Origin of the sequence: Hydrobacter penzbergensis (assembly GCF_900106985.1) — a bacterium.
Classification (GTDB): Bacteria; Bacteroidota; Bacteroidia; order Chitinophagales; family Chitinophagaceae; genus Sediminibacterium; species Sediminibacterium magnilacihabitans.
Map to the genome: position 1 here is coordinate 241,119 of NZ_FNNO01000002.1, position 18,169 is coordinate 259,287.

At 46.9% G+C, this 18,169-nt stretch carries 18 protein-coding genes; 8 read left to right on the top strand and 10 right to left on the bottom strand.

Going from position 1 to position 18,169, the window contains the following annotated elements:
• Positions 1-57: 57 nt before the first annotated feature.
• The 9 genes from BLU98_RS04215 to BLU98_RS04255 form a co-directional block, all read right to left on the bottom strand.
• Positions 58-327: a hypothetical protein gene (locus BLU98_RS04215; RefSeq protein ID WP_092722321.1), complete on the bottom strand. Its 270-nt coding sequence runs from the start codon at positions 325-327 to the stop codon at positions 58-60.
• Positions 324-917 carry a sigma-70 family RNA polymerase sigma factor gene (locus BLU98_RS04220; RefSeq protein WP_092722323.1) on the bottom strand — a complete coding sequence of 198 codons (594 nt, stop codon included), beginning with the start codon at positions 915-917 and terminating at the stop codon, positions 324-326. Before BLU98_RS04220 ends, BLU98_RS04215 begins: the two co-directional genes overlap by 4 nt.
• A gap of 2 nt (positions 918-919) precedes the next feature.
• Positions 920-4,159, bottom strand: a complete 3,240-nt coding sequence (locus BLU98_RS04225) for a S41 family peptidase (RefSeq protein WP_092722326.1) — start codon at positions 4,157-4,159, stop codon at positions 920-922.
• 112 nt (positions 4,160-4,271) lie between these two features.
• Positions 4,272-5,015 (bottom strand): RNA polymerase sigma factor, encoded by a 744-nt coding sequence (locus BLU98_RS04230; protein ID WP_092722328.1) that lies wholly within the window; start codon positions 5,013-5,015, stop codon positions 4,272-4,274.
• Between the two features lie 54 nt (positions 5,016-5,069).
• Positions 5,070-5,420, bottom strand: a complete 351-nt coding sequence (locus BLU98_RS04235) for a YciI family protein (protein ID WP_092722330.1) — start codon at positions 5,418-5,420, stop codon at positions 5,070-5,072.
• 36 nt (positions 5,421-5,456) lie between these two features.
• Entirely contained in the window at positions 5,457-5,942 is a 486-nt protein-coding gene (locus BLU98_RS04240) for a DinB family protein (RefSeq protein ID WP_092722332.1), read from the bottom strand.
• An 81-nt stretch (positions 5,943-6,023) separates the two neighbouring features.
• Positions 6,024-7,187, bottom strand: coding sequence for a mannonate dehydratase (gene uxuA, locus BLU98_RS04245; RefSeq protein WP_092722463.1), 1,164 nt, complete (start codon positions 7,185-7,187; stop codon positions 6,024-6,026).
• 33 nt (positions 7,188-7,220) lie between these two features.
• Complete coding sequence (gene xylA / locus BLU98_RS04250; RefSeq protein ID WP_092722334.1) at positions 7,221-8,531, bottom strand: xylose isomerase; 1,311 nt, start codon at positions 8,529-8,531, stop codon at positions 7,221-7,223.
• Positions 8,532-8,544: 13 nt separating this feature from the next.
• On the bottom strand, positions 8,545-10,023 hold the full coding sequence (locus BLU98_RS04255) for a xylulokinase (RefSeq protein WP_092722336.1): 1,479 nt from the start codon (positions 10,021-10,023) through the stop codon (positions 8,545-8,547).
• A gap of 127 nt (positions 10,024-10,150) precedes the next feature.
• Here BLU98_RS04255 and BLU98_RS04260 point away from each other — a divergent pair, with 127 nt between their 5' ends.
• From BLU98_RS04260 to BLU98_RS04275, 4 genes are read left to right on the top strand one after another with little or no spacing between them, the layout of a single operon-like run.
• Positions 10,151-11,182, top strand: a complete 1,032-nt coding sequence (locus BLU98_RS04260; RefSeq protein WP_092722338.1) for a LacI family DNA-binding transcriptional regulator — start codon at positions 10,151-10,153, stop codon at positions 11,180-11,182.
• 14 nt (positions 11,183-11,196) lie between these two features.
• A complete protein-coding gene (locus BLU98_RS04265; protein WP_092722340.1) occupies positions 11,197-11,952 on the top strand; it encodes an SDR family NAD(P)-dependent oxidoreductase in 756 nt (251 codons plus the stop codon).
• Positions 11,953-11,964: 12 nt separating this feature from the next.
• A complete protein-coding gene (locus BLU98_RS17685) occupies positions 11,965-12,978 on the top strand; it encodes a glycosyl hydrolase 115 family protein (RefSeq protein WP_257574694.1) in 1,014 nt (337 codons plus the stop codon).
• A gap of 12 nt (positions 12,979-12,990) precedes the next feature.
• A complete protein-coding gene (locus BLU98_RS04275) occupies positions 12,991-13,920 on the top strand; it encodes a sugar phosphate isomerase/epimerase family protein (RefSeq protein WP_092722342.1) in 930 nt (309 codons plus the stop codon).
• A 3-nt stretch (positions 13,921-13,923) separates the two neighbouring features.
• Here BLU98_RS04275 and BLU98_RS04280 read toward each other — a convergent pair whose 3' ends face one another.
• Complete coding sequence (locus BLU98_RS04280; RefSeq protein WP_092722344.1) at positions 13,924-14,337, bottom strand: DsrE family protein; 414 nt, start codon at positions 14,335-14,337, stop codon at positions 13,924-13,926.
• Positions 14,338-14,448: 111 nt separating this feature from the next.
• On the opposite strand from BLU98_RS04280, the gene BLU98_RS04285 reads away from it, so the two are divergent.
• From BLU98_RS04285 to BLU98_RS04300, 4 genes are all read left to right on the top strand, one after another.
• Positions 14,449-14,823, top strand: coding sequence for a hypothetical protein (locus BLU98_RS04285; RefSeq protein WP_092722346.1), 375 nt, complete (start codon positions 14,449-14,451; stop codon positions 14,821-14,823).
• A 97-nt stretch (positions 14,824-14,920) separates the two neighbouring features.
• Positions 14,921-15,829, top strand: coding sequence for a hypothetical protein (locus BLU98_RS04290; protein WP_092722348.1), 909 nt, complete (start codon positions 14,921-14,923; stop codon positions 15,827-15,829).
• A gap of 157 nt (positions 15,830-15,986) precedes the next feature.
• Positions 15,987-16,460 (top strand): hypothetical protein, encoded by a 474-nt coding sequence (locus BLU98_RS04295; protein ID WP_139173831.1) that lies wholly within the window; start codon positions 15,987-15,989, stop codon positions 16,458-16,460.
• Positions 16,461-16,529: 69 nt separating this feature from the next.
• A complete protein-coding gene (locus tag BLU98_RS04300; RefSeq protein ID WP_092722352.1) occupies positions 16,530-18,140 on the top strand; it encodes a discoidin domain-containing protein in 1,611 nt (536 codons plus the stop codon).
• The last annotated feature ends 29 nt before the right edge of the window (positions 18,141-18,169 follow it).

An 18,169-nucleotide genomic window follows, 5' to 3' on the forward strand; every position in this document is an offset into this window, starting at 1 on the left:
ATAGTCTGCGCATTCTTTAAAACCTGACAATGGAGTAAAAATTTTTTTTGGGGAGATTTACAAACGTTCGATGATGCGTTCCTTCAATTCATTGTTTTGCAGTTGAGGAGCATTTTCTTCGTGGTGATCATGGAGGTGGAGGTGGTGGTGCAGGAGCCGGTCAATCAGTCTGCTCTGCTTATCGTAAGTAGTACAAGCGTCGCAAAGGCTTTTATGCATGAACAGCCTGATACTTTCTATCCAGGATAAGCCCATGACCGACCGTTTATCGATCAGCTCTGTTGCTTTCCTGCACGAGTATAAGATGATGTGCATTATCTTTTTCATTCCCCTCTTTTAAACCAGTTGTGTTCCAGGCATTTTCTCAATTGCAACTTTGCACGATGCAGTATTTGCCAGAAGTTAGTCGGCGCAATTTGTAATTCCTGACAAATCAGTTCGCCTTTTTTTTCTTCCAGGTATTTTAATTGCACAGCAGCCAGCCAGGTTGCCGGAAGTTTGTGCATGCATTGCCGCAAAACTTTGGTGAAATCCATATCATCCAGCAGGTGTCCCTGCTCATCTCCCCATTGCTGCGGCCGTTCCTTTTTCACCCACGATCCTTCTTCATCAAAAAAGCTTTCCATCAACGCATTACCGGCCCGTTCCTGTTCCACCTGTTCCGTAACAGCAGCACGCTTGTATTGCTGCCGGTAATGATCGGCGATCTTGTGATTGAGAATGCCCAGCAGCCAGGTCCTGGCATCAATTCCTTTAAAAGAGAGCAGCGACTGGCAGGCGGCCAGGAAGGTTTCCTGCACAAGGTCCTCTGCTGTCTCTTTATTATCGGTCTTGTAGAAGGCCCAGGAATACAGATCGTCTGTATACCTGGTTACCCATTCTTTGATTGTATTTGCCGGATTGTCGGAGTCTGACATATTTATTTCTTCACTTTTACCGGGAAAGGCGGCCGCTGGGGCGCTTCCTGCGGATGCTGTTGCAATTCTTTCATGGCTACTTCAATGGCTTTCTGCAGTTGCGGATCGTTGCCTTTGATCACTTCCGAAGGCGTTTGTTCCACTTCTATATCGGGCGCCACACCTACGTTCTCTACTACAAAGCCGTCCTTGGTCCAGATACCCACATTCGGCGCTGTTACGCCACCGCCATCCATGAATTCGGGAAAACCGAGAATGCCTACCAGTCCGCCCCAGGTGCGTTTGCCTACTAAGGTACCCACTTTGAATTTGCGGAACATCCAGGGCAGCATATCACCACCCGAGCCGGCTGTTTCATCGATCAACATTACTTTGGGGCCTTGTATAGAAGCGCTGGGACTTTTGAGATCATTGCCATACCGTGTGTGCCAGTACGCCTGTAAAGGTCTTTGTAAGATGTCGATGTAATAATCGGCCAACTGTCCGCCCCCATTGAAACGCTCATCAATGATGATGGCTTTTTTATTGGCCTGGGGGAAGAAATAACGTTTGAAGTATTCGAAGCCCAATCCGGCGGTGTTAGGTACGTACACATAAGCTACCTGCCCTTTGGTTGCTTCTTCTACTTTCTTCAGGTTACCTTCCACCCAATCCCTGTTGCGCAGGTCGGTCTCGTTTTCCACCGGCACTACTTTCACCGTGCGGGAGCCGGTGTAATCAGGGTTCGGGCCAATGGTCAGCGTAACGATCTTCCCGGCGGTTGCTTCAAAAAACTGGAAAATATTTTCTGTCGCTGTTACGTCTTTTCCGTTCACTGCTAAAATGTATTCTCCTGTTTTCGCATTCACACCCGGTTCGGTAAGCGGTGAACGGAGGTTAGGGTTCCAGTTGAGTCCGCCATATATTTTTTTGAGCTGGTAACGGTTGTTCGCAATGGCAAAATCAGCGCCCAGTAACCCACCGTTAACAACAGCCGGATTCATTCTTCTTTCACCAAACGCGGTGAGCCGGTGGTGGCCTATCGCCAGTTCACTGCACATCCATTGTATGAGGGTATTCAGGTCGCTGCGGCAGGAAAGATCGGGCAGGAATTGCGCATATTTCTTTTTGGTAGCTGCCCAGTCAACACCGTGCATGCCGGGATCGTAAAAATAATCGCGGTTGATACGCCAGGCTTCATCGAATATCTGCGGCCATTCTGCTAACGGATCAAACTTCACCTGCAGGTCGGCGGTATTGAGCATGCCCTTTCCGGGTTCCGGCTTATCGCCTGTGGGTGCGATACCCCAGGCGCCGCTTTTGTTATACAGCATTTTCTTGCCATCGGCAGCAATGATGTATCCGTCGAGCTCCATCACCTCATTGTCTTTTCTTTTTTTGATGTCGTATTTGTGCAGCATACCGGCAGCTCCATCATAACCATATACTACGTACAGCAATTCTCCTTCCTTACCCATGCCCAAACCGTGGTAATTACCCGCTTTCAGGGGTATATCGATGGTACGCTCCTGGATGCCGTCCAGGTCGATGCGGAAAGTTTCAGTTGTTTTTTTACCCGCTTTGGCAGTGTCCTGGCCCTTTGTTTCTTCATCGCTTTCTTTGGCGAAAGGTGAAATGGTTTCTTTTTGCAGTGTGAGCAGGTAGATGGAATTGGTGGAACGGGTATCGTTGTTGGATTGATCGAACCAGTTCACGACCGGACCCGCATCGGTGGAAGCAAAGAAGAACAGGTATTTGCCTCCGCGGTCAAAGATGGGTTCCGATACATCGCTCAACCCGTCGGTTACGGGGAAAGATTTATTCTGGTCAACCGAATAAAGGATCGCTTTTTTGAAGAAGGTACCGGTTACTTTGGTATACACCAGCCATTTGGAATCGGGCGACCAATCGCCGAACTGCTCGCGGAAAGCGCCTGGCACATATAATTCATCTGCATCTATCTTTTGTTGGTTTCCTGATGCTACATCCAACAGATAGAGATTCCTTCCATTGTCTGCAAAACATATTTTCTTACTGTCGGGCGACCAGTGTATGTTGGCATAGAAGCCGGTTCCATTCAATTTCAGCGCCCTGGCAGTCCCCGATCCATCCTGTGGTTTGATATGCAGTGTATATTCACCGGAGGCATCGGAGAAATAAGCGATGGATTTTCCATCGGGCGACCAGGCAGGATATTTTTCGTGCGCATTATCGGTTTCGGTGATGTTGCGCGCATCGCCTTTCTCTGCCGGCACGGTCATGATCTCACCCCTGAAATCAAAAACAGCCCTGTTACCCGAAGGAGAAATATCGGCGCTGCGAATGTACCGGCCGCCTTTTGCAAAACGCTGGCGCAGTTCCAGCAGATCTGTTGCAATGCCTACGGTGATGTCTTTAGGCGCGTTAGCAGCTAGATCGAAATGGTGCAGGTAACCGGCTTGTTCAAATACAATCTTTCCGTTTCCGGCAGATGCATGTATAATGGGAAAATCTTTGTAGGCAGTTAATTGTTTGATCTCTTTCGAAGCAATCGTGTAAGCGTACAAATTGAACTCTCCGTTGCGGTCACTCAGGAAATAAATTTTGTCTTCTATCCACATGGGTTCTGTATCGTTACAGCCCTCTTCGGGTTGCGGAATTTTAACGACCGATTTGTTGGCAAAAGAAAAAATAGATATCGTAGAAATAGTACCGCCACGATAATGCTTCCACTGCCGGAAAGCTTCAGCAATCGGTGTATACGCCATAAACTTCCCATCGGGCGAGTAAGTAGCATGGAAAGCGTTGGGAATTTCCAGCTGTGTTGGATAGCCTCCTGTAACGGGGACTGTAAAGAGCTGGGCATATCGATTGGTGAATACAGCGCGTTTTGAAATAAACAGCACATTTTTCCCGTCGGGCGTGAAGCCTCTTACAATATCTATTCCGGGATGCCAGGTAAGGCGTTTGGGAACGCCGCCTTCTACCGGAACCACAAACACATCTGTATTACCATCGTATTGTGCGCTGAAAGCGATCAGCTTGCCATCGGGCGAAAACACCGGGTTCGATTCGATGCCCTCATCAACGGTTAATCTTCTTGGTTGAGAGCCATCAAGATTGGCCACCCAAAGATCTTCTGCATAAATAAAAGCAATATGGTTAGCACTGATAGCCGGTTGCGACAACATACGGGTATTATGTGTATCGATGGCGAATAAGGAAACCGGCAATACCAGTAAAAGGCATACCCCAAGCCCAAGCAAGTGTTTACGTAACTGCATAAGCATTGTTTTAAGATAGAAACAAAATGTGCACAGATGGGATAATAAATATAAACAACATTACTATTCGGCAAAAATAAAGGTCAAAATGGCTGCAACCCGCACCTGAATACTATATCAACGCTGCTATTTTATTTCTCAGCACTTTTTTTTCCGCTTCCGATCCTGTCAACTGAATCGCTTTAGTAAAAGATTGTTGAGCCTCATTCTTGCGGCCGAGTTGAGCATACAGCTCTCCTAACAGACTGTGATAGAGATAATAAGACTGGATGGCTTTTTCAGGTGCCAGGTCATTGAAAGCTTCCAGCGCTTGTTGCGGACCATACACCTGCAATATGGCCACCGTTTTATTCAGTGCGGCGATGGGTGAATAAGCAACCCGGCATAGCCACTCATACAATTCCAGTATCCGCTGCCAGTTGGTTTGTTCAAAATTTGGAGTGGTGCAATGTTCGTAAGCAATAGCAGCTTCTATATGGTAAGGAGTAATCACAGAGCCGAATGCCGCTTCATTCATATAAGCATTACCCAGTTCAATTCGTTTGGCATCCCATTTCGACCGGTCTTGCTGCGGCAGCAAAATGATCTCTCCCTCGGCAGTGAGCCGGCTGTCGCTGAAATCGAACTGAACGGCATATTTATTCCGGCGGATGCTGTCGATCGCTTTGTTCTTCGCCACACGAAACAGCCAGGCAGAAGGGTTGTCCGGGATGCCTTTCAGTTTCCATACATGAATAGCATCTATAAAAGTCTGCTGTACCACATCTTCTGCCAGCTCCAGGTGTTCTGTACCGAATACCCTGGTTAAAATAGAAACCATCTTTCCCGATTCGCGCCGGAAAAGATGGTCGGTCAATTTATTGATATCATAGTCGTACGTAATAGCCGGGCTATTTTGGCCAAATGTAACTTACACTTTCAATTCCTGTATCTCTCTTACTTCCACGATACCGCTATCGAACAAAAGGATCGGACAACCGTTTGCGATCTCTACTGCCTCTTCATAGTTATCGGCTTTGCAGATCATGTAACCGCCTACCATTTCTTTTCCTTCCATGAACGGCCCGTCTGACAATACTTTCTGACTGCCTTTCACCACTTTACCATCTTGTTTCAGGGGTTGTGCACCACCGAACTTACCTACTGCTGATAAGGCCCCCATCCATTCTGTCCATTTCTGCATGTGGGCTTGCCATTTTTCGGGTGATTGTTGTAATGCAGGAGCTTCACCTCCTCTGAATATTAAAAGATACTCTGCCATTGCCAATGAATTTTATTGTTTAAAGAATGATTTGCATTAATTGTACTTCATTGCTTCCCCGGTATAATATTTTTTGAGGAAAGCAATTTGCCCGATATCATAGCTTTCGTGTTGGGCCAGGAAAGCTATGGTACCACTGATGGTTGTGTCGCCCATCGGGCTCTTAACAGGCGATTCTGCAGCGAGCTGTGTTGCTGATACTGCCTGGAAGGCCTCCTTCAACAAAGCACTCGCTTTATGCCACTCTGCTTTGATGGTTTCCAATAGGGGGTATTCGATTGAGTCGCTGTAAGCTTTGAATCCTTCGAAATGTGCGTCGAACGGATTTTTAGCAGGTTGGCCCAGGAACATCAGTGTATTGTACCTGGCCCATACCGTATGAGCCGCAATCCAACTGATGGGGTTATTATGCCCGCTAAGCCTTTCTTTAATCTGTACTTCTGTAAGCCCGTCCAATGCATTGATGAAAAGGCGCTCATTCAAATTGAAAATGAGCACTGAATGATAAATTTCGTTAGCCATCTTTACCTGTTTTATTGTTTTCTGATCTAATGACGAACAGAAAGGTAAAATTTGGACAGGGTTCCCGAAATTATTTTTTAATTACTTCTGCAAGTTCCTGCTGATACCGAATTCCAGTCCCCTCAGTTCGGCCAGTCCGCGTAAACGGCCAATGGCGCTGTAACCCGGGTAGGTTGTTTTTTGGAGGTCATCGAGCATCTGGTGCCCGTGATCAGGCCGCATGGGAATGCTGCATTGCCTTCTGCGCATCAGCAGCACGATCTCTTTTACGATCTCGTACATGTCTGCATCGCCTGCCAGGTGATCGGCTTCGTAGAAATTCCCTTTCTCGTCGCGCTTGGTATTGCGTAAATGGAGAAAATGTATGTGATCGCCGAATTCACGGATCATCGCAGCCAGGTCATTGTCGGCCCGCGCGCCATAAGATCCGGTGCAGAAACAGAGTCCGTTCGCGGCTGAAGGCGCCGCCTGTAAAATTTCCCGCACATCCTGTGCGGTACTTACCACACGTGGCAGGCCCAGGATCGGGTAAGGCGGATCATCGGGATGGATGGCCATTTGCAAACCACATTCCCCGGCAACGGGAATTACCTGTTGCAGGAAATAGAACAAATGCTGTTTCAGTTTTTTTGCATCGATGTGCTCATAGGTTTGCAGTGCAGCCAGTATCTGTTCTACCGTAAAACGGTCTTTACTGCCGGGCAATCCCAGCAAGGCATTCGTGTACAGCCTTTTTTTATCCGCATCGCTCATGGTTTCAAATCGTGCTTTGGCTTCTTTGATCTGCGTGGCGGTGTAATCTTTTTCGGCGCCAGGTCTTTTCAACAGGAAAAGGTCAAAAGCCATGAAAGCCGCTTTTTCAAAATACAATGCTTTGCTTCCGTCCGGCATCTGATAATCTACATCGGTGCGCATCCAGTCCAGTATGGGCATGAAATTATAGGTCACTACTTTCAGTCCACACAAAGCAATATTGCGCAGGCTCTGTTTGTAGTTCTCTATATGCAGGGCATAAATCCCCGATTGTTTTTTGATCTCTTCGCTCACCGGCAGGCTCTCAATCACCGTCCAGCTCATACCGGCGGCTTCTATCAGTGCTTTGCGTTGATTGATCTCTTCGATGCTCCAGATATCGCCCACCGGTATATGATGCAGGGCCGTTACCACGCCGGTGCAGCCGGCCTGCCGGATATCCGAAAGACTTACGGGGTCATCCGGACCGAACCACCGCATTGTTTGTTCCATTTGCATTGTATGTCTTCTCTTTCTACGATCTCATTAAATAAAACGGTTGATGAGGTTCTCTATCCACTCCTGTTTACCGCTGGTGATAGCAGGCTCTCCCTGCTCAATCGCATAGGCACGCAGGTCTTCCAGCGACAACTTACCTTCTTCGTACGCTTTTCCTTTGCCACTATCGTAGCTGGCATAACGTGTTGCGCGGAATTTTTTATACTCCGATTGCCGGAGGATGGCATCTGCCACGAGCAGGGCCCTTGCAAAAGCATCCATGCCGCCGATATGTGCGTGGAACAGGTCTTCGGCGTCGGTAGAATTACGGCGGATCTTCGCATCGAAGTTGATACCGCCGCCGGCAAAACCGCCCGCTTCCAGTATGATGAGCAGGGCTTCTGTAAGCTCATTGATATTGTTGGGGAACTGGTCGGTATCCCATCCGTTCTGGTAATCGCCGCGGTTCGCATCCATGCTGCCCAGCAAACCGGCGTCGGCTGCTACCTGTAGTTCATGTGTGAACGTGTGACCAGCCAGGGTGGCATGGTTCACTTCAATATTCAGTTTGAAATCACCCAGCAGATCATACTGGCGCAGGAAACCGATCACGGTTTCACAATCGTAATCGTATTGGTGTTTGGTGGGTTCGCAGGGTTTGGGTTCGATGAAGAAAGTACCCTTGAAGCCATTCCTTCTCGCATAATCTTTTGCGGTATGCAGGAAACGCGCCAGGTGTTCTTTTTCTCTTTTCATGTTGGTGTTCAGCAGGCTCATATAGCCTTCACGACCTCCCCAGAATACATAGTTCTCGCCACCTAATTCAATGGTAGCATCGAGCGCCGCTTTTACTTGTGCAGCAGCATGCGACAATACATGAAAATCGGGATTGGTGGCGGCGCCGTTCATATAGCGCCTGTTGGAGAACAGGTTGGCAGTGCCCCACAGGAGTTTCACACCGGTAGCCGCTTGCTTTTGTTTGGCATAGGCTACCACCTGTTGCAGGCGTTTTTCATTGTCTGCTACATCGTTGGTAAAATCCACCACGTCCACATCATGAAAGCAATAATAAGGTATGCCCATCTTGGTAATGAATTCAAACGCCGCGTCCATTTTCTTTTTAGCTCTTGCTACGGCATCGGGTTCTTTATCCCAGGAAAACAAATGAGTAGGTTCTCCAAAAGGATCGGCGCCGCTGCCGCAGAATGAATGCCAGTAAGCACAGGCAAACCGCAAATGGTCTTTCATCGTTTTACCGGCTACTATTTTATTTTCATCATACCAGCGAAATGCAAAAGGGTTATCACTTCCGGTTCCTTCATATTTCACTTTGCCAATGCCTGCAAAAAATTCGTTCATGTTTATTAATTTTTTAATGATGATTGATATGGTTGTTCAGGTGTTGTTTCCATACCTGGTAATAATCGTTGTATTGTTCTGCATCTGTTACTTCTATCCTTTTCACCGGTTTCATATAAGCCGATGCTTCGCCTGCGGTAAAAGCACCCACACCGATCCCCGCTCCCAGCGCCGATCCACAACTGCCATCATTCTCATACAATTCAACCGGTATACCTGTGGTGTTTACAAAACTGGAAGCGAATACATCACTCAAAAACATATTGGCATGGCCAGCCCTGATCACAGTGGGCCGTATGCTGTTCTCCTGCATGATCTCGAGCCCATAACGGAAAGCATGCGCCACGCCTTCCAGTCCCGCCCGGTATATATGCGCAGCCGTATGATTGTTGAAGTCAAGCCCCGTGAGTTGCGCGCCGATCATTTGGTTGTTGAGCATCCGTTCTGCGCCGTTACCGAAGGGCAGGAAAAAAAGTCCGTCACTGCCGGCTGGAATCGCTTCGATGCTGCGGTTCAGGTCTGCATAACTTGTTTGGCCTGCCCCCATTGAACGCACCCAACTGCTGGTGATGCCCGCGCCATTGATGCAGAGCAATACACCGATCCGTTGCTGTTCGCTTCTGTGGTTAACATGCGCAAAACTGTTGATGCGCGAGAGCGGGTCTGCCGCCAGTTCATCGGTTACGCCATAGATCACACCCGAAGTGCCTGCATTGGCCGCTACTTCACCCGGCTCCATCACGTGCAGCGACAACGCATTGTTGGGCTGATCACCGGCTTTATAAGTAACGGGGATGCCGGGTTTCAGCGAGAGCGCTGTTGCAGCCGCAGCTGTTATCCTTCCATGATCGTCGAACACATTTTTCACTTCCGGTATAAAGGCAGGGTCGAATCCGAAATATTCCATCAACACAGTTGAAATACCATGCTCTTTGAAATTCCAGAACATACCTTCCGATAAAGCGGCGGGTGTAGTGGTAATGGTACCCGTGAGTTTCATGGCAATGAAATCGCCCGGCAACATCAGTTTATCGATCCGTTTGTACACTTGTGGCTCATGTTCCTTCACCCAGGCCAGCTTGGAAGCCGTAAAATTACCGGGTGAGTTAAGCAGCGTAGAGAGACAATACTTTTCTCCCAGCGCTTTAAAAGCCGCATCGCCATAAGGAACGGCGCGACTATCACACCAAATGATGCTGTTACGGATACACTGCTGCGCAGCATCTACAAGTACCAGTCCGTGCATCTGGTAAGCAATGCCAATGGCTTCGATAGCTTGCGGATCGTATTTACCCGAAGCATGCAGGCGCTGAATGGCTACCTGTGTATATTCCCACCACTGATCGGGCGATTGTTCTGCCCACCCCTGTTGCAATGAAACGATCTTTGCTTCCGTATCGGGGTAAGCGGCTGTTGCAATGCATTGAAAAGTTTGGGTATCCAGTACCGAAACTTTGACTGAAGAAGTGCCTATATCTATTCCTAATAACATATTTCGTATGGCTGCATGGTAAAGTTAGAGCCCAAAATAACAAGTTTTTCAATTAATGCAACCGATTACATAAAATTTATAGTAAAAAAACTATTTTAGCCTTATAATTTATAATGAAAGCGATTGTATGAAGCCAGGTAAGGAAGTGACTATATATGATATAGCCAAAAAGCTGAACATTTCTCCCGCCACCGTGAGCCGGGGCTTGCAGGACAACCCCGCCATCAGCAAAAAAACCAGGAAGCGCATATTCGATATGGCCGATGAACTGGGCTACCGTACCAATCATTACGCCCGCAACCTGCGGCAGAGCCAGACCAATACCATCGGCGTGCTGGTGCATGAACTGAACAGTAATTTCATCACTTCCGTACTGGCAGGTATAGAAAAAATAACTACCGAAGCCGGGTACGACCTCCTCATCGCCCACTCATCTGAAAGCGCCGTTAAAGAGGCCGCCAATGCCAGGAACCTTTTTCACAAGAGGGTAGACGGACTCATCGCTTCTCTTGCATTCGATACCACTTCGCTTGATCATTTCAAACCTTTTAAAGAAAAGGGTGTTCCGCTGGTCTTTTTTGACCGGGTGGAACAGGATGCCGACAATACTGTTGTGATCATCGACAATGCCAAATGCGGTTATATTGCCACGCAGCATTTGATAGAGCAAGGCTGCAAGAAGATCGTTCACGTTACCGCCAGCCTGAAACGGAATGTGTATGCGCAGCGTTATAAAGGCTTCCGCGATGCGCTCCATGATCATGGATTGAAATTCGAGGAATCGCAACTGATCGTGAACGACCTCAGTGAGAAAGCCGGCGTTGAAGCGGCGCTCAGGATGCTTAAGATGAAACCCATGCCCGACGGCATTTTTATTACCAATGATTTTGTATCGGCTGTTTGCATGCGCACACTCAAAGAAAACGGCTTACGCATTCCGCAAGACATTGCAGTAGTAGGTTTCAACAATGATGCCATCGGCAACCTCATTGAACCGGCGCTCACCACCATCAACTACCCCGGTATCGATATGGGCGAGATCGCTGCGCGGAACCTCATCAATCATTTAAAAGGCATCAGCGACATACACCAAACCAATACCATCATTGTTCGCTCCGAACTGATCATCAGAAAATCATCTCTCCGTAAACCAGTATAAATACCGTTGAACAGATGTCAACAGCACAACAAAACAAAATAGCCATTGTAACAGGCGGCGGATCGGGCATTGGTCTGGCCATTGCAGGTAAATTGGTGCAGCGCCAGGTGCATACCATTATTGTAGGGCGCGACGAAGCAAAACTCGCTGCTGCCAAAGCGCAATTAGGCGGGTTGTGCAGCATTTATTCCTGCGATCTCAGTCAGCTCTCTGCCATTCCAAACCTAATAGCAGACATTGTTGCCGCTCATGGCCGGATAGACATACTGGTGAACAATGCAGGCATCAACATGAAAAAAGAATTCACCGAAGTAAGTGATGAAGATTTCGAGCGGATCATTCGCACCAACCTCACCGCGGTATTCGCGCTTTCGCGTGAAGTGGTGAAGCAAATGCTGAACAATCCACATGGTGGCTCCATCGTGAACATCAGCTCCATGGCTTCTCAATATGGTATTCCAAAAGTGATCGCCTATACCGCATCCAAATCGGCCATCGAAGGCATGACAAGGGCCTTGGCTACAGAACTGTCGCCCAAAGGCATACGGGTTAATTGTGTGGCGCCGGGTTTTATTGCTACTGACATGTCGGCCAAAGCACTGAACAACGATCCTGAAAGAAAAGCGAAAGCGCTGGGCCGTACGCCGATGGGTGTATTGGGTCAGCCTGCAGATATAGGCGATGCGGTAGCATTCCTTGCTTCCGATGCCGCACAATATATCACCGGCGTGGTATTGCCGGTAGACGGGGGCAATTCGATCGGGTTTTAAATCATACTGCAGATGAAAAAATTCATTCCCGTTCTTTTTTTATTGCTGCCTGCTGCTCCACTGCCGGCACGGGTAGTGAGCAGCGCTGCTCAACACTCCAATGATTTCGTTATTGTTTCGCATAATCAGCAAGCGGTTATCGCGGTAGACGCGTCAGATGATGCCCTGGTGTTGAAAGCCGCTGCGTTGTTGCAACAGGATATAGCAGCTCTTACAGGGAAAAAATTATCCATCGTTCACAATAACACTGGCGCTGCCCCTGCCATCATCATCGGCAGCCTGCAGCATTCTGCATTGGTGCAACAGTTGGTGAAGGAAAAGAAAATACAGGCCGATAGCCTGAACATCTGCACTGCCGAACAATACGGCATAGTGATTGGTACTACGCACCACGAACCACTCATGCGCGCACATGTGGAATGGAGGCGGTATGGCAAAGGTTTATGGAATTATGACAGCAATGCTACCGTACTGGCCGACTTCTGGAGAAAAGGCATGCAACGCGCTACCAATGAAAAGACCGTCAGCATTGGCATGCGCGTGCCCGACGATATTACACTGCCGCTTTGCGACGACAACTGGGGCAATATCTGCAAACTGCCCAGGCTTACAGATGCGCCCCGCAGTGGTGGATATGCTTTCTTTCAACTGGTACTCCATCCCATCAAAGCTTATGGCAACCTGCAACTTGTTCCTATCAAAGGCAATAAAACAGTTACTGTGCATGCCACTGTGAAGAATACAGGAAGCAGAAACGGAGAAGAAGTGGTTGAACGCTATGTATCCCATCATGCTGCACAACAAGATGCGATCCGCTCACTGAAAGGGTTCCGCAGGATTTCATTGAAAGCAGGAGAAAGCGCAACTGTCAGCTTCAAACTCGGTGCAGAAGAATTGTCTACCCGCGATAACAACGGCGGTTACCTGCCTTTCAAAGGCAATACACTGATCGCTGTTGGCGGTTGCCAACCCAGCGAAAGCAGTGTTCAAAATAAACAAACCGTGCAAGCATTTCTTAACCTATAAAGTATATTCTTTATGAAGTCATTTTCCCGCAGAAATTTTCTGAAGACCGGCCTTGCTGTCCTGCCTGTTCCTTTTGCAGCGACTGCATTCGGAAACGCAATAAAAAAACATAAGCCTTTGCTGGCTTTCTCTACGTTGGGTTGCCCTGACTGGACCTACTCCCAGATACTAGACTTCGCTCAGCTAAACGGTTACAACGGCATCGAGATCAGGGGAATCCAACGACAGATCGATCTGGGAAAATGCCCCGAGTTCAGTACAACTGAAAAAATTGCGGCCAGTCTGCAACAGGCAACCGACAAAGGATTGCGGTTTGTTGACCTGGGCTCTTCTGCCGAATTACACCATGCTAATGTTGAGACAAGGCAAAAAAACATAGCTGCTGCCAAACAGTTCATCGACCTGGCGCAACAATTGAATTGTCCTTATGTGCGCGTATTCCCTAACAGTCTGCCCAAAGACGACCAGCGCAAAGCAACGATCGACAGGATCATCAGCGGATTACTGGAACTGGGTAATTATGCGCAGGGCAAAAACGTTAAAGTGTTGCTCGAATCGCATGGCGATGCGGTGAAGACCAATGAGTTGAAAATGATCATGGATGCGTCGAAGCATCCGCATGTGGGCATGGTATGGGATGTGGCTAATATGTGGACGAAAGAAAAGGAATCACCCGCATCTGTCTATGCCCAATTGAAAGATTATATTTTCCATACCCACCTCAAAGACTTTAAGTATGTTAATGGCAAAGAGCATTATGTATTGCTGGGCCAGGGAGAAGTACCCATTTTCGAAGCCATCGACGCACTATACAAAGGCGGATACAAAGGTTATTACAGTTTTGAATGGGAAAAACTCTGGCATCCAGATATTGATGCACCGGAAGTAGCCCTGGCTGATTTTCCCAAAGCCATGTATAAACATTTCGGATCGGTTCTGTAGCGGTTAATGCCCCACTTTGATATAGCCCCAACCATCCCGCTGTTTTGAGATGATCTCATAAATGCCGTCGGGTACGACTTCCACGCCGGGCACTAATTGATCTTTGGTGAGGTTATTCCTTTTCAGGGTCATGGCGCAGACTTTGAAGCTTGCTTTGTTATCGGCAATGAGTTGCTCTACAGCGGCCTGTTGCGAAGAGTGGCCCTTGACTACCAGGTCGAGCCCCTGGCCATACACCACAACTTCCAATTTCGCTTCCGGTGAAGCGCCTTTGATGAGTCCAATTTCGCGGGTGACCGCCTGTTGGTTGACGGTATCCTTGCTGGACATATCGAATACCACTTTGTAATTTTTTTCCTGTGCATGAACAGACACAATGATTACCAGGGTAAAGAGGTACAAAATGCTTTTTTTCATAGAACAAGATTTAAGTCATATATAGTATTGATAACAATCAGTTTAAAAATACTCATATTTCGATGGGATTCATACTACCTTTGTCCGGAAATTTATACAGCTTAATAGTCAATGTTTAAACAATTCACGGCAGCGGTATTTCTGATTGCGTTTTCTGCGCAGATATTCAGCAAAGCTGTGATTGTTGTCAACTTCTACGCTAACCAAGCATACATTGCTAAAACCCTCTGTATCAACAAGGCCAACCTCAAAATGCGTTGTTGCGGCAGATGCCAGCTTTCCAAAAGACTGAAACAGGAAGACAACAAGGAGAGGCAAAACCCCAACCTGAAAATTGAAAAGGGTAATGAAGTGATCTCTTCAAAATCTTTTTTTGCCAGTTACCAGTTTCAAGAAGTGAATGCAGGGGTAGACGTCTATCCTGATTACAAGGCTCATAAATTGGTCGATCGATCACAGGCTGTCTTTCATCCTCCTACTGCGTAGCCTTCTTCTCTCTATTAGCTATAGATAAATTTCTCACACGTATTACACCGGCTGAATTAGCCGGATGATATGTCATTTACCCAACTCATCAACCAATATGAAAAAGACATTACTCATCATAGTTTTCATAACTGCCGGCTTGAACAGTTTCGCTTGTGATATCTGCGGATGCGGAGGCGGTAATTTTTATATGGGCCTGCTGCCTCATTTCAAAAGCAAATTCATCGGTCTTCGTTACCATTATATGAATTACAATACACGGCTCGCAGCAGACTCTTCGCAGTTCAGCAGAAATTTTTACAACACCGTTGAAGTCTGGGGCGGTTTGAATGCAGGCAGGCACTGGCAATTACTGGGCTTTATACCTTATCACCTCAACAAGCAGATTGATGACGACGGCATTAGTCATCGAAACGGCGTGGGCGATATTACCCTGCTTGCCAATTATCAGGTGTTGCACAAAATGACCAGGGGAAACAGGAGGGGTACGGAGCAGCAACTGTGGATCGGCGGTGGCGTAAAGCTGCCTACCGGCACCTTCGGTGTGAATGTCAAAGACCCCAACCTTACTGTAAGAGATGTGAATGCACAATTGGGAACCGGCAGTATCGATTTCCTGTTCAATGCCATTTATAACGTGCGTGTTGGCAACTGTGGCGTGAATACCATCGCCAGTTACAAACTCAATACGGCTAAAGATGCTTATCGTTTCGGAGATAAGCTAACCGTCAACAGCATTGCTTTTTACAGTTTCCCTGTTGGTAAAGAAATCAACCTGCTACCCAATATCGGAGCCATGTATGAGTATACGGCAGGCGATGTGCTCCATCGCCAACCGGTAGATGCAACAGGAGGATATATCGCCACTGCTTCTGCCGGTGTGGAAATGAACCTGCAACGTTTTACAGTTGGTTTGAATGCACAGGCGCCTTTCAGTCAACGCTATGCCGATGGCCAAACCAGGTTAAACTGGAGAGGAAATTTGCATGTATCGGTTACACTGTAGCAACCTTTGATCAGAAAGCAACAGCGAAGCATCTATGAGTTTGGAGGCTTCGCTGTTATATCCAGATTATGGCCAAACATCTTAACACTTTATTTACTGGCATTAACTTCATATTAACCTTAGATTGAATGTTTTCAGTAGGCCATATCTAAGCCTTATGAAACATTATTTACTCCTACTAGCGCTATTATGCTGGAGTCCATTTCTCGTACAGGCACAAATTCCGGATAGCAGTTTTTCTACACACAATGACAGCACTATTACACGAAGAACAATCCGCTTAGGGAAATATTTTCGGGAGGTTTATACATTGAATGGTGAAAAGCTGAATAAAAGATCAGTAGTGTCTATCCTAAAAAATTACCCGGGCTCCGCTGATGAAATGAAAGCATATTCCCGCAATGGCCATGCGCTTTCTGTCGCGTGGCCAGTTGTTATTACTGCTTTCCTTGCAACCTGCATACAGCTCAGCAATCAAAACAATTCCCCTGGCAATGCTTTCGATAAGGCACCAGTTCCTATCACTATTTTATTAGGATCGTTAATAGGATCAGGCATCATATCCCTCAACAGAGATCATCACTTAAAAAAAGCAATTAAAGTCTACAATAGTCATAAGGAAAAATTTTAATGCCTTATTTGCAGGATTCATAATGGAGTCGTAATTTTATACAGAGCCCCCTGCTCAAATGACAACCTGATGAAAAAAATCTTTTCCGCAGCAGTATTGTTATGGGCATTGGCTTCCTGCTCTAAATCTGATGTACAGGCACCCCCCGCCCCTCCTGCTGTCGCTCAAAAACCATCTGGGCCTAATGCTGGGAATTTTAGTTCCGACAGGGTTCATAACCTTAACATTGTTTATTTCGTTCCCAGCGATGTAGATACCATCAAGGGGTATATCCAACGTTTGAGTGCTTTGCTGTTATACGATCGCAACTGGTTCAAATCGGAAATGCTACGCAACGGATATGGCGACAAAACTTTTGGATTACTCGCCGACCCTTCTACGCAACTCATCAAGATCATCACGATTTATGACAGGAATCCGAAAAGTATGTTCCCTTCTTCAGGTTCAGAAAGCGGTCGAAACATGGTATTGGAGATCAATAGTTATTTTAAGGACCATCCGCTGGATAAAACAAGTGAATGCACCCTGGTAATTACACCAGCTTATACATATGATGCGAGTGGTGAGCCAGATGGCCCTCCTTTCTATGGATTGGGAAGATGGGCCTTTGCATTGGACTATCCCGACTTTAACATCCAATACCTGGGACAAAAAAATATGCTTGGAAAACGTCTGACCAAATGGTTTGGCGGAATGACCCATGAATTGGGACACGGATTGGGCCTGGCTCACAACTATTCGAAAATGAGCGAAGTGAATCCACTGGGAATAACACTGATGGGAGCTGGGAACAACACCTTCGGACAATCACCTACTTTCTTATCAGCCGCCGATTGTGCGGTATTAAACGTAAACCAGGTATTCAATACAGATGCCAAAACTTATTATGGTCCGGTCAAAGCATTCATTACCAGTATCAACGCTTCTTACAATGCAACAAAAGGAGCGATTGTACTTTCAGGAAAATTCAACGCAGATGTACCCGTGACCGATGTAACCTATTTTAATGACCCGAACGTAAATAACGAAGGTACCGGGGCAAATACGGACTACAATGCTATTGCGTGGGAATCGAAACCCATAGGTACCGACAGTTTTTATGTAGAAATGAAAATATCCGACCTGGAACACAAAGAAGACAGCATACCTTATGAGTTGAAAGTAAAACTGATACACCAGAACGGAAACATCACTGAAACCATCTATACATATACTTTCAAGAATGGTGTTCCTGTCATGAACTTTAGTACTGTTAATGAGATCAGCAAGCAAGGCTGGTCTGTTAAAAGTTTCAGTTCACAAGAAACTGCGGCAGATAACGGAGCTGCCATTAATGTTATAGACAACAATCCAGCTACCTACTGGCACTCGCGATGGTCGAACGATCCAGCGCCCTTCCCCGATACGATCACCGTTGACATGGGGCAGACACAAAAAGTCAATGGTTTTACTTTTCTCCAAAGACAATCCCTGATCAGATCGATAAAAGACCTGGAAATACAATACAGCACTGATGGTAACAATTTTTCCAGTGCAGGCAATTTCGTAGCAGCCAATAATACTGGCACACAGAACTTCTCATTTGCTGCTCCTCTGACATTCAGGTATTTCAGGGTTATCGTCAAATCGGCATACGATGGAAACATGTACGCCTGCTTTGCCGAAATAGGCATGTTCTGAAGCGGAAGTATGAAAGGATTTTACTATTT

What these genes read in the sequence shown, in the direction of transcription:
- BLU98_RS04215 (WP_092722321.1), bottom strand. Translation starts at nt 327, where the DNA reads ATGAAAAAGATAATGCACATCATCTTATACTCGTGCAGGAAAGCAACA.
- BLU98_RS04220 (WP_092722323.1), bottom strand. Translation starts at nt 917, where the DNA reads ATGTCAGACTCCGACAATCCGGCAAATACAATCAAAGAATGGGTAACC.
- BLU98_RS04225 (WP_092722326.1), bottom strand. Translation starts at nt 4,159, where the DNA reads ATGCAGTTACGTAAACACTTGCTTGGGCTTGGGGTATGCCTTTTACTG.
- BLU98_RS04235 (WP_092722330.1), bottom strand. Translation starts at nt 5,420, where the DNA reads ATGGCAGAGTATCTTTTAATATTCAGAGGAGGTGAAGCTCCTGCATTA.
- BLU98_RS04240 (WP_092722332.1), bottom strand. Translation starts at nt 5,942, where the DNA reads ATGGCTAACGAAATTTATCATTCAGTGCTCATTTTCAATTTGAATGAG.
- uxuA (WP_092722463.1), bottom strand. Translation starts at nt 7,187, where the DNA reads ATGGAACAAACAATGCGGTGGTTCGGTCCGGATGACCCCGTAAGTCTT.
- xylA (WP_092722334.1), bottom strand. Translation starts at nt 8,531, where the DNA reads ATGAACGAATTTTTTGCAGGCATTGGCAAAGTGAAATATGAAGGAACC.
- BLU98_RS04255 (WP_092722336.1), bottom strand. Translation starts at nt 10,023, where the DNA reads ATGTTATTAGGAATAGATATAGGCACTTCTTCAGTCAAAGTTTCGGTA.
- BLU98_RS04260 (WP_092722338.1), top strand. Translation starts at nt 10,151, where the DNA reads ATGAAGCCAGGTAAGGAAGTGACTATATATGATATAGCCAAAAAGCTG.
- BLU98_RS04265 (WP_092722340.1), top strand. Translation starts at nt 11,197, where the DNA reads ATGTCAACAGCACAACAAAACAAAATAGCCATTGTAACAGGCGGCGGA.
- BLU98_RS17685 (WP_257574694.1), top strand. Translation starts at nt 11,965, where the DNA reads ATGAAAAAATTCATTCCCGTTCTTTTTTTATTGCTGCCTGCTGCTCCA.
- BLU98_RS04275 (WP_092722342.1), top strand. Translation starts at nt 12,991, where the DNA reads ATGAAGTCATTTTCCCGCAGAAATTTTCTGAAGACCGGCCTTGCTGTC.
- BLU98_RS04280 (WP_092722344.1), bottom strand. Translation starts at nt 14,337, where the DNA reads ATGAAAAAAAGCATTTTGTACCTCTTTACCCTGGTAATCATTGTGTCT.
- BLU98_RS04285 (WP_092722346.1), top strand. Translation starts at nt 14,449, where the DNA reads ATGTTTAAACAATTCACGGCAGCGGTATTTCTGATTGCGTTTTCTGCG.
- BLU98_RS04290 (WP_092722348.1), top strand. Translation starts at nt 14,921, where the DNA reads ATGAAAAAGACATTACTCATCATAGTTTTCATAACTGCCGGCTTGAAC.
- BLU98_RS04295 (WP_139173831.1), top strand. Translation starts at nt 15,987, where the DNA reads ATGAAACATTATTTACTCCTACTAGCGCTATTATGCTGGAGTCCATTT.
- BLU98_RS04300 (WP_092722352.1), top strand. Translation starts at nt 16,530, where the DNA reads ATGAAAAAAATCTTTTCCGCAGCAGTATTGTTATGGGCATTGGCTTCC.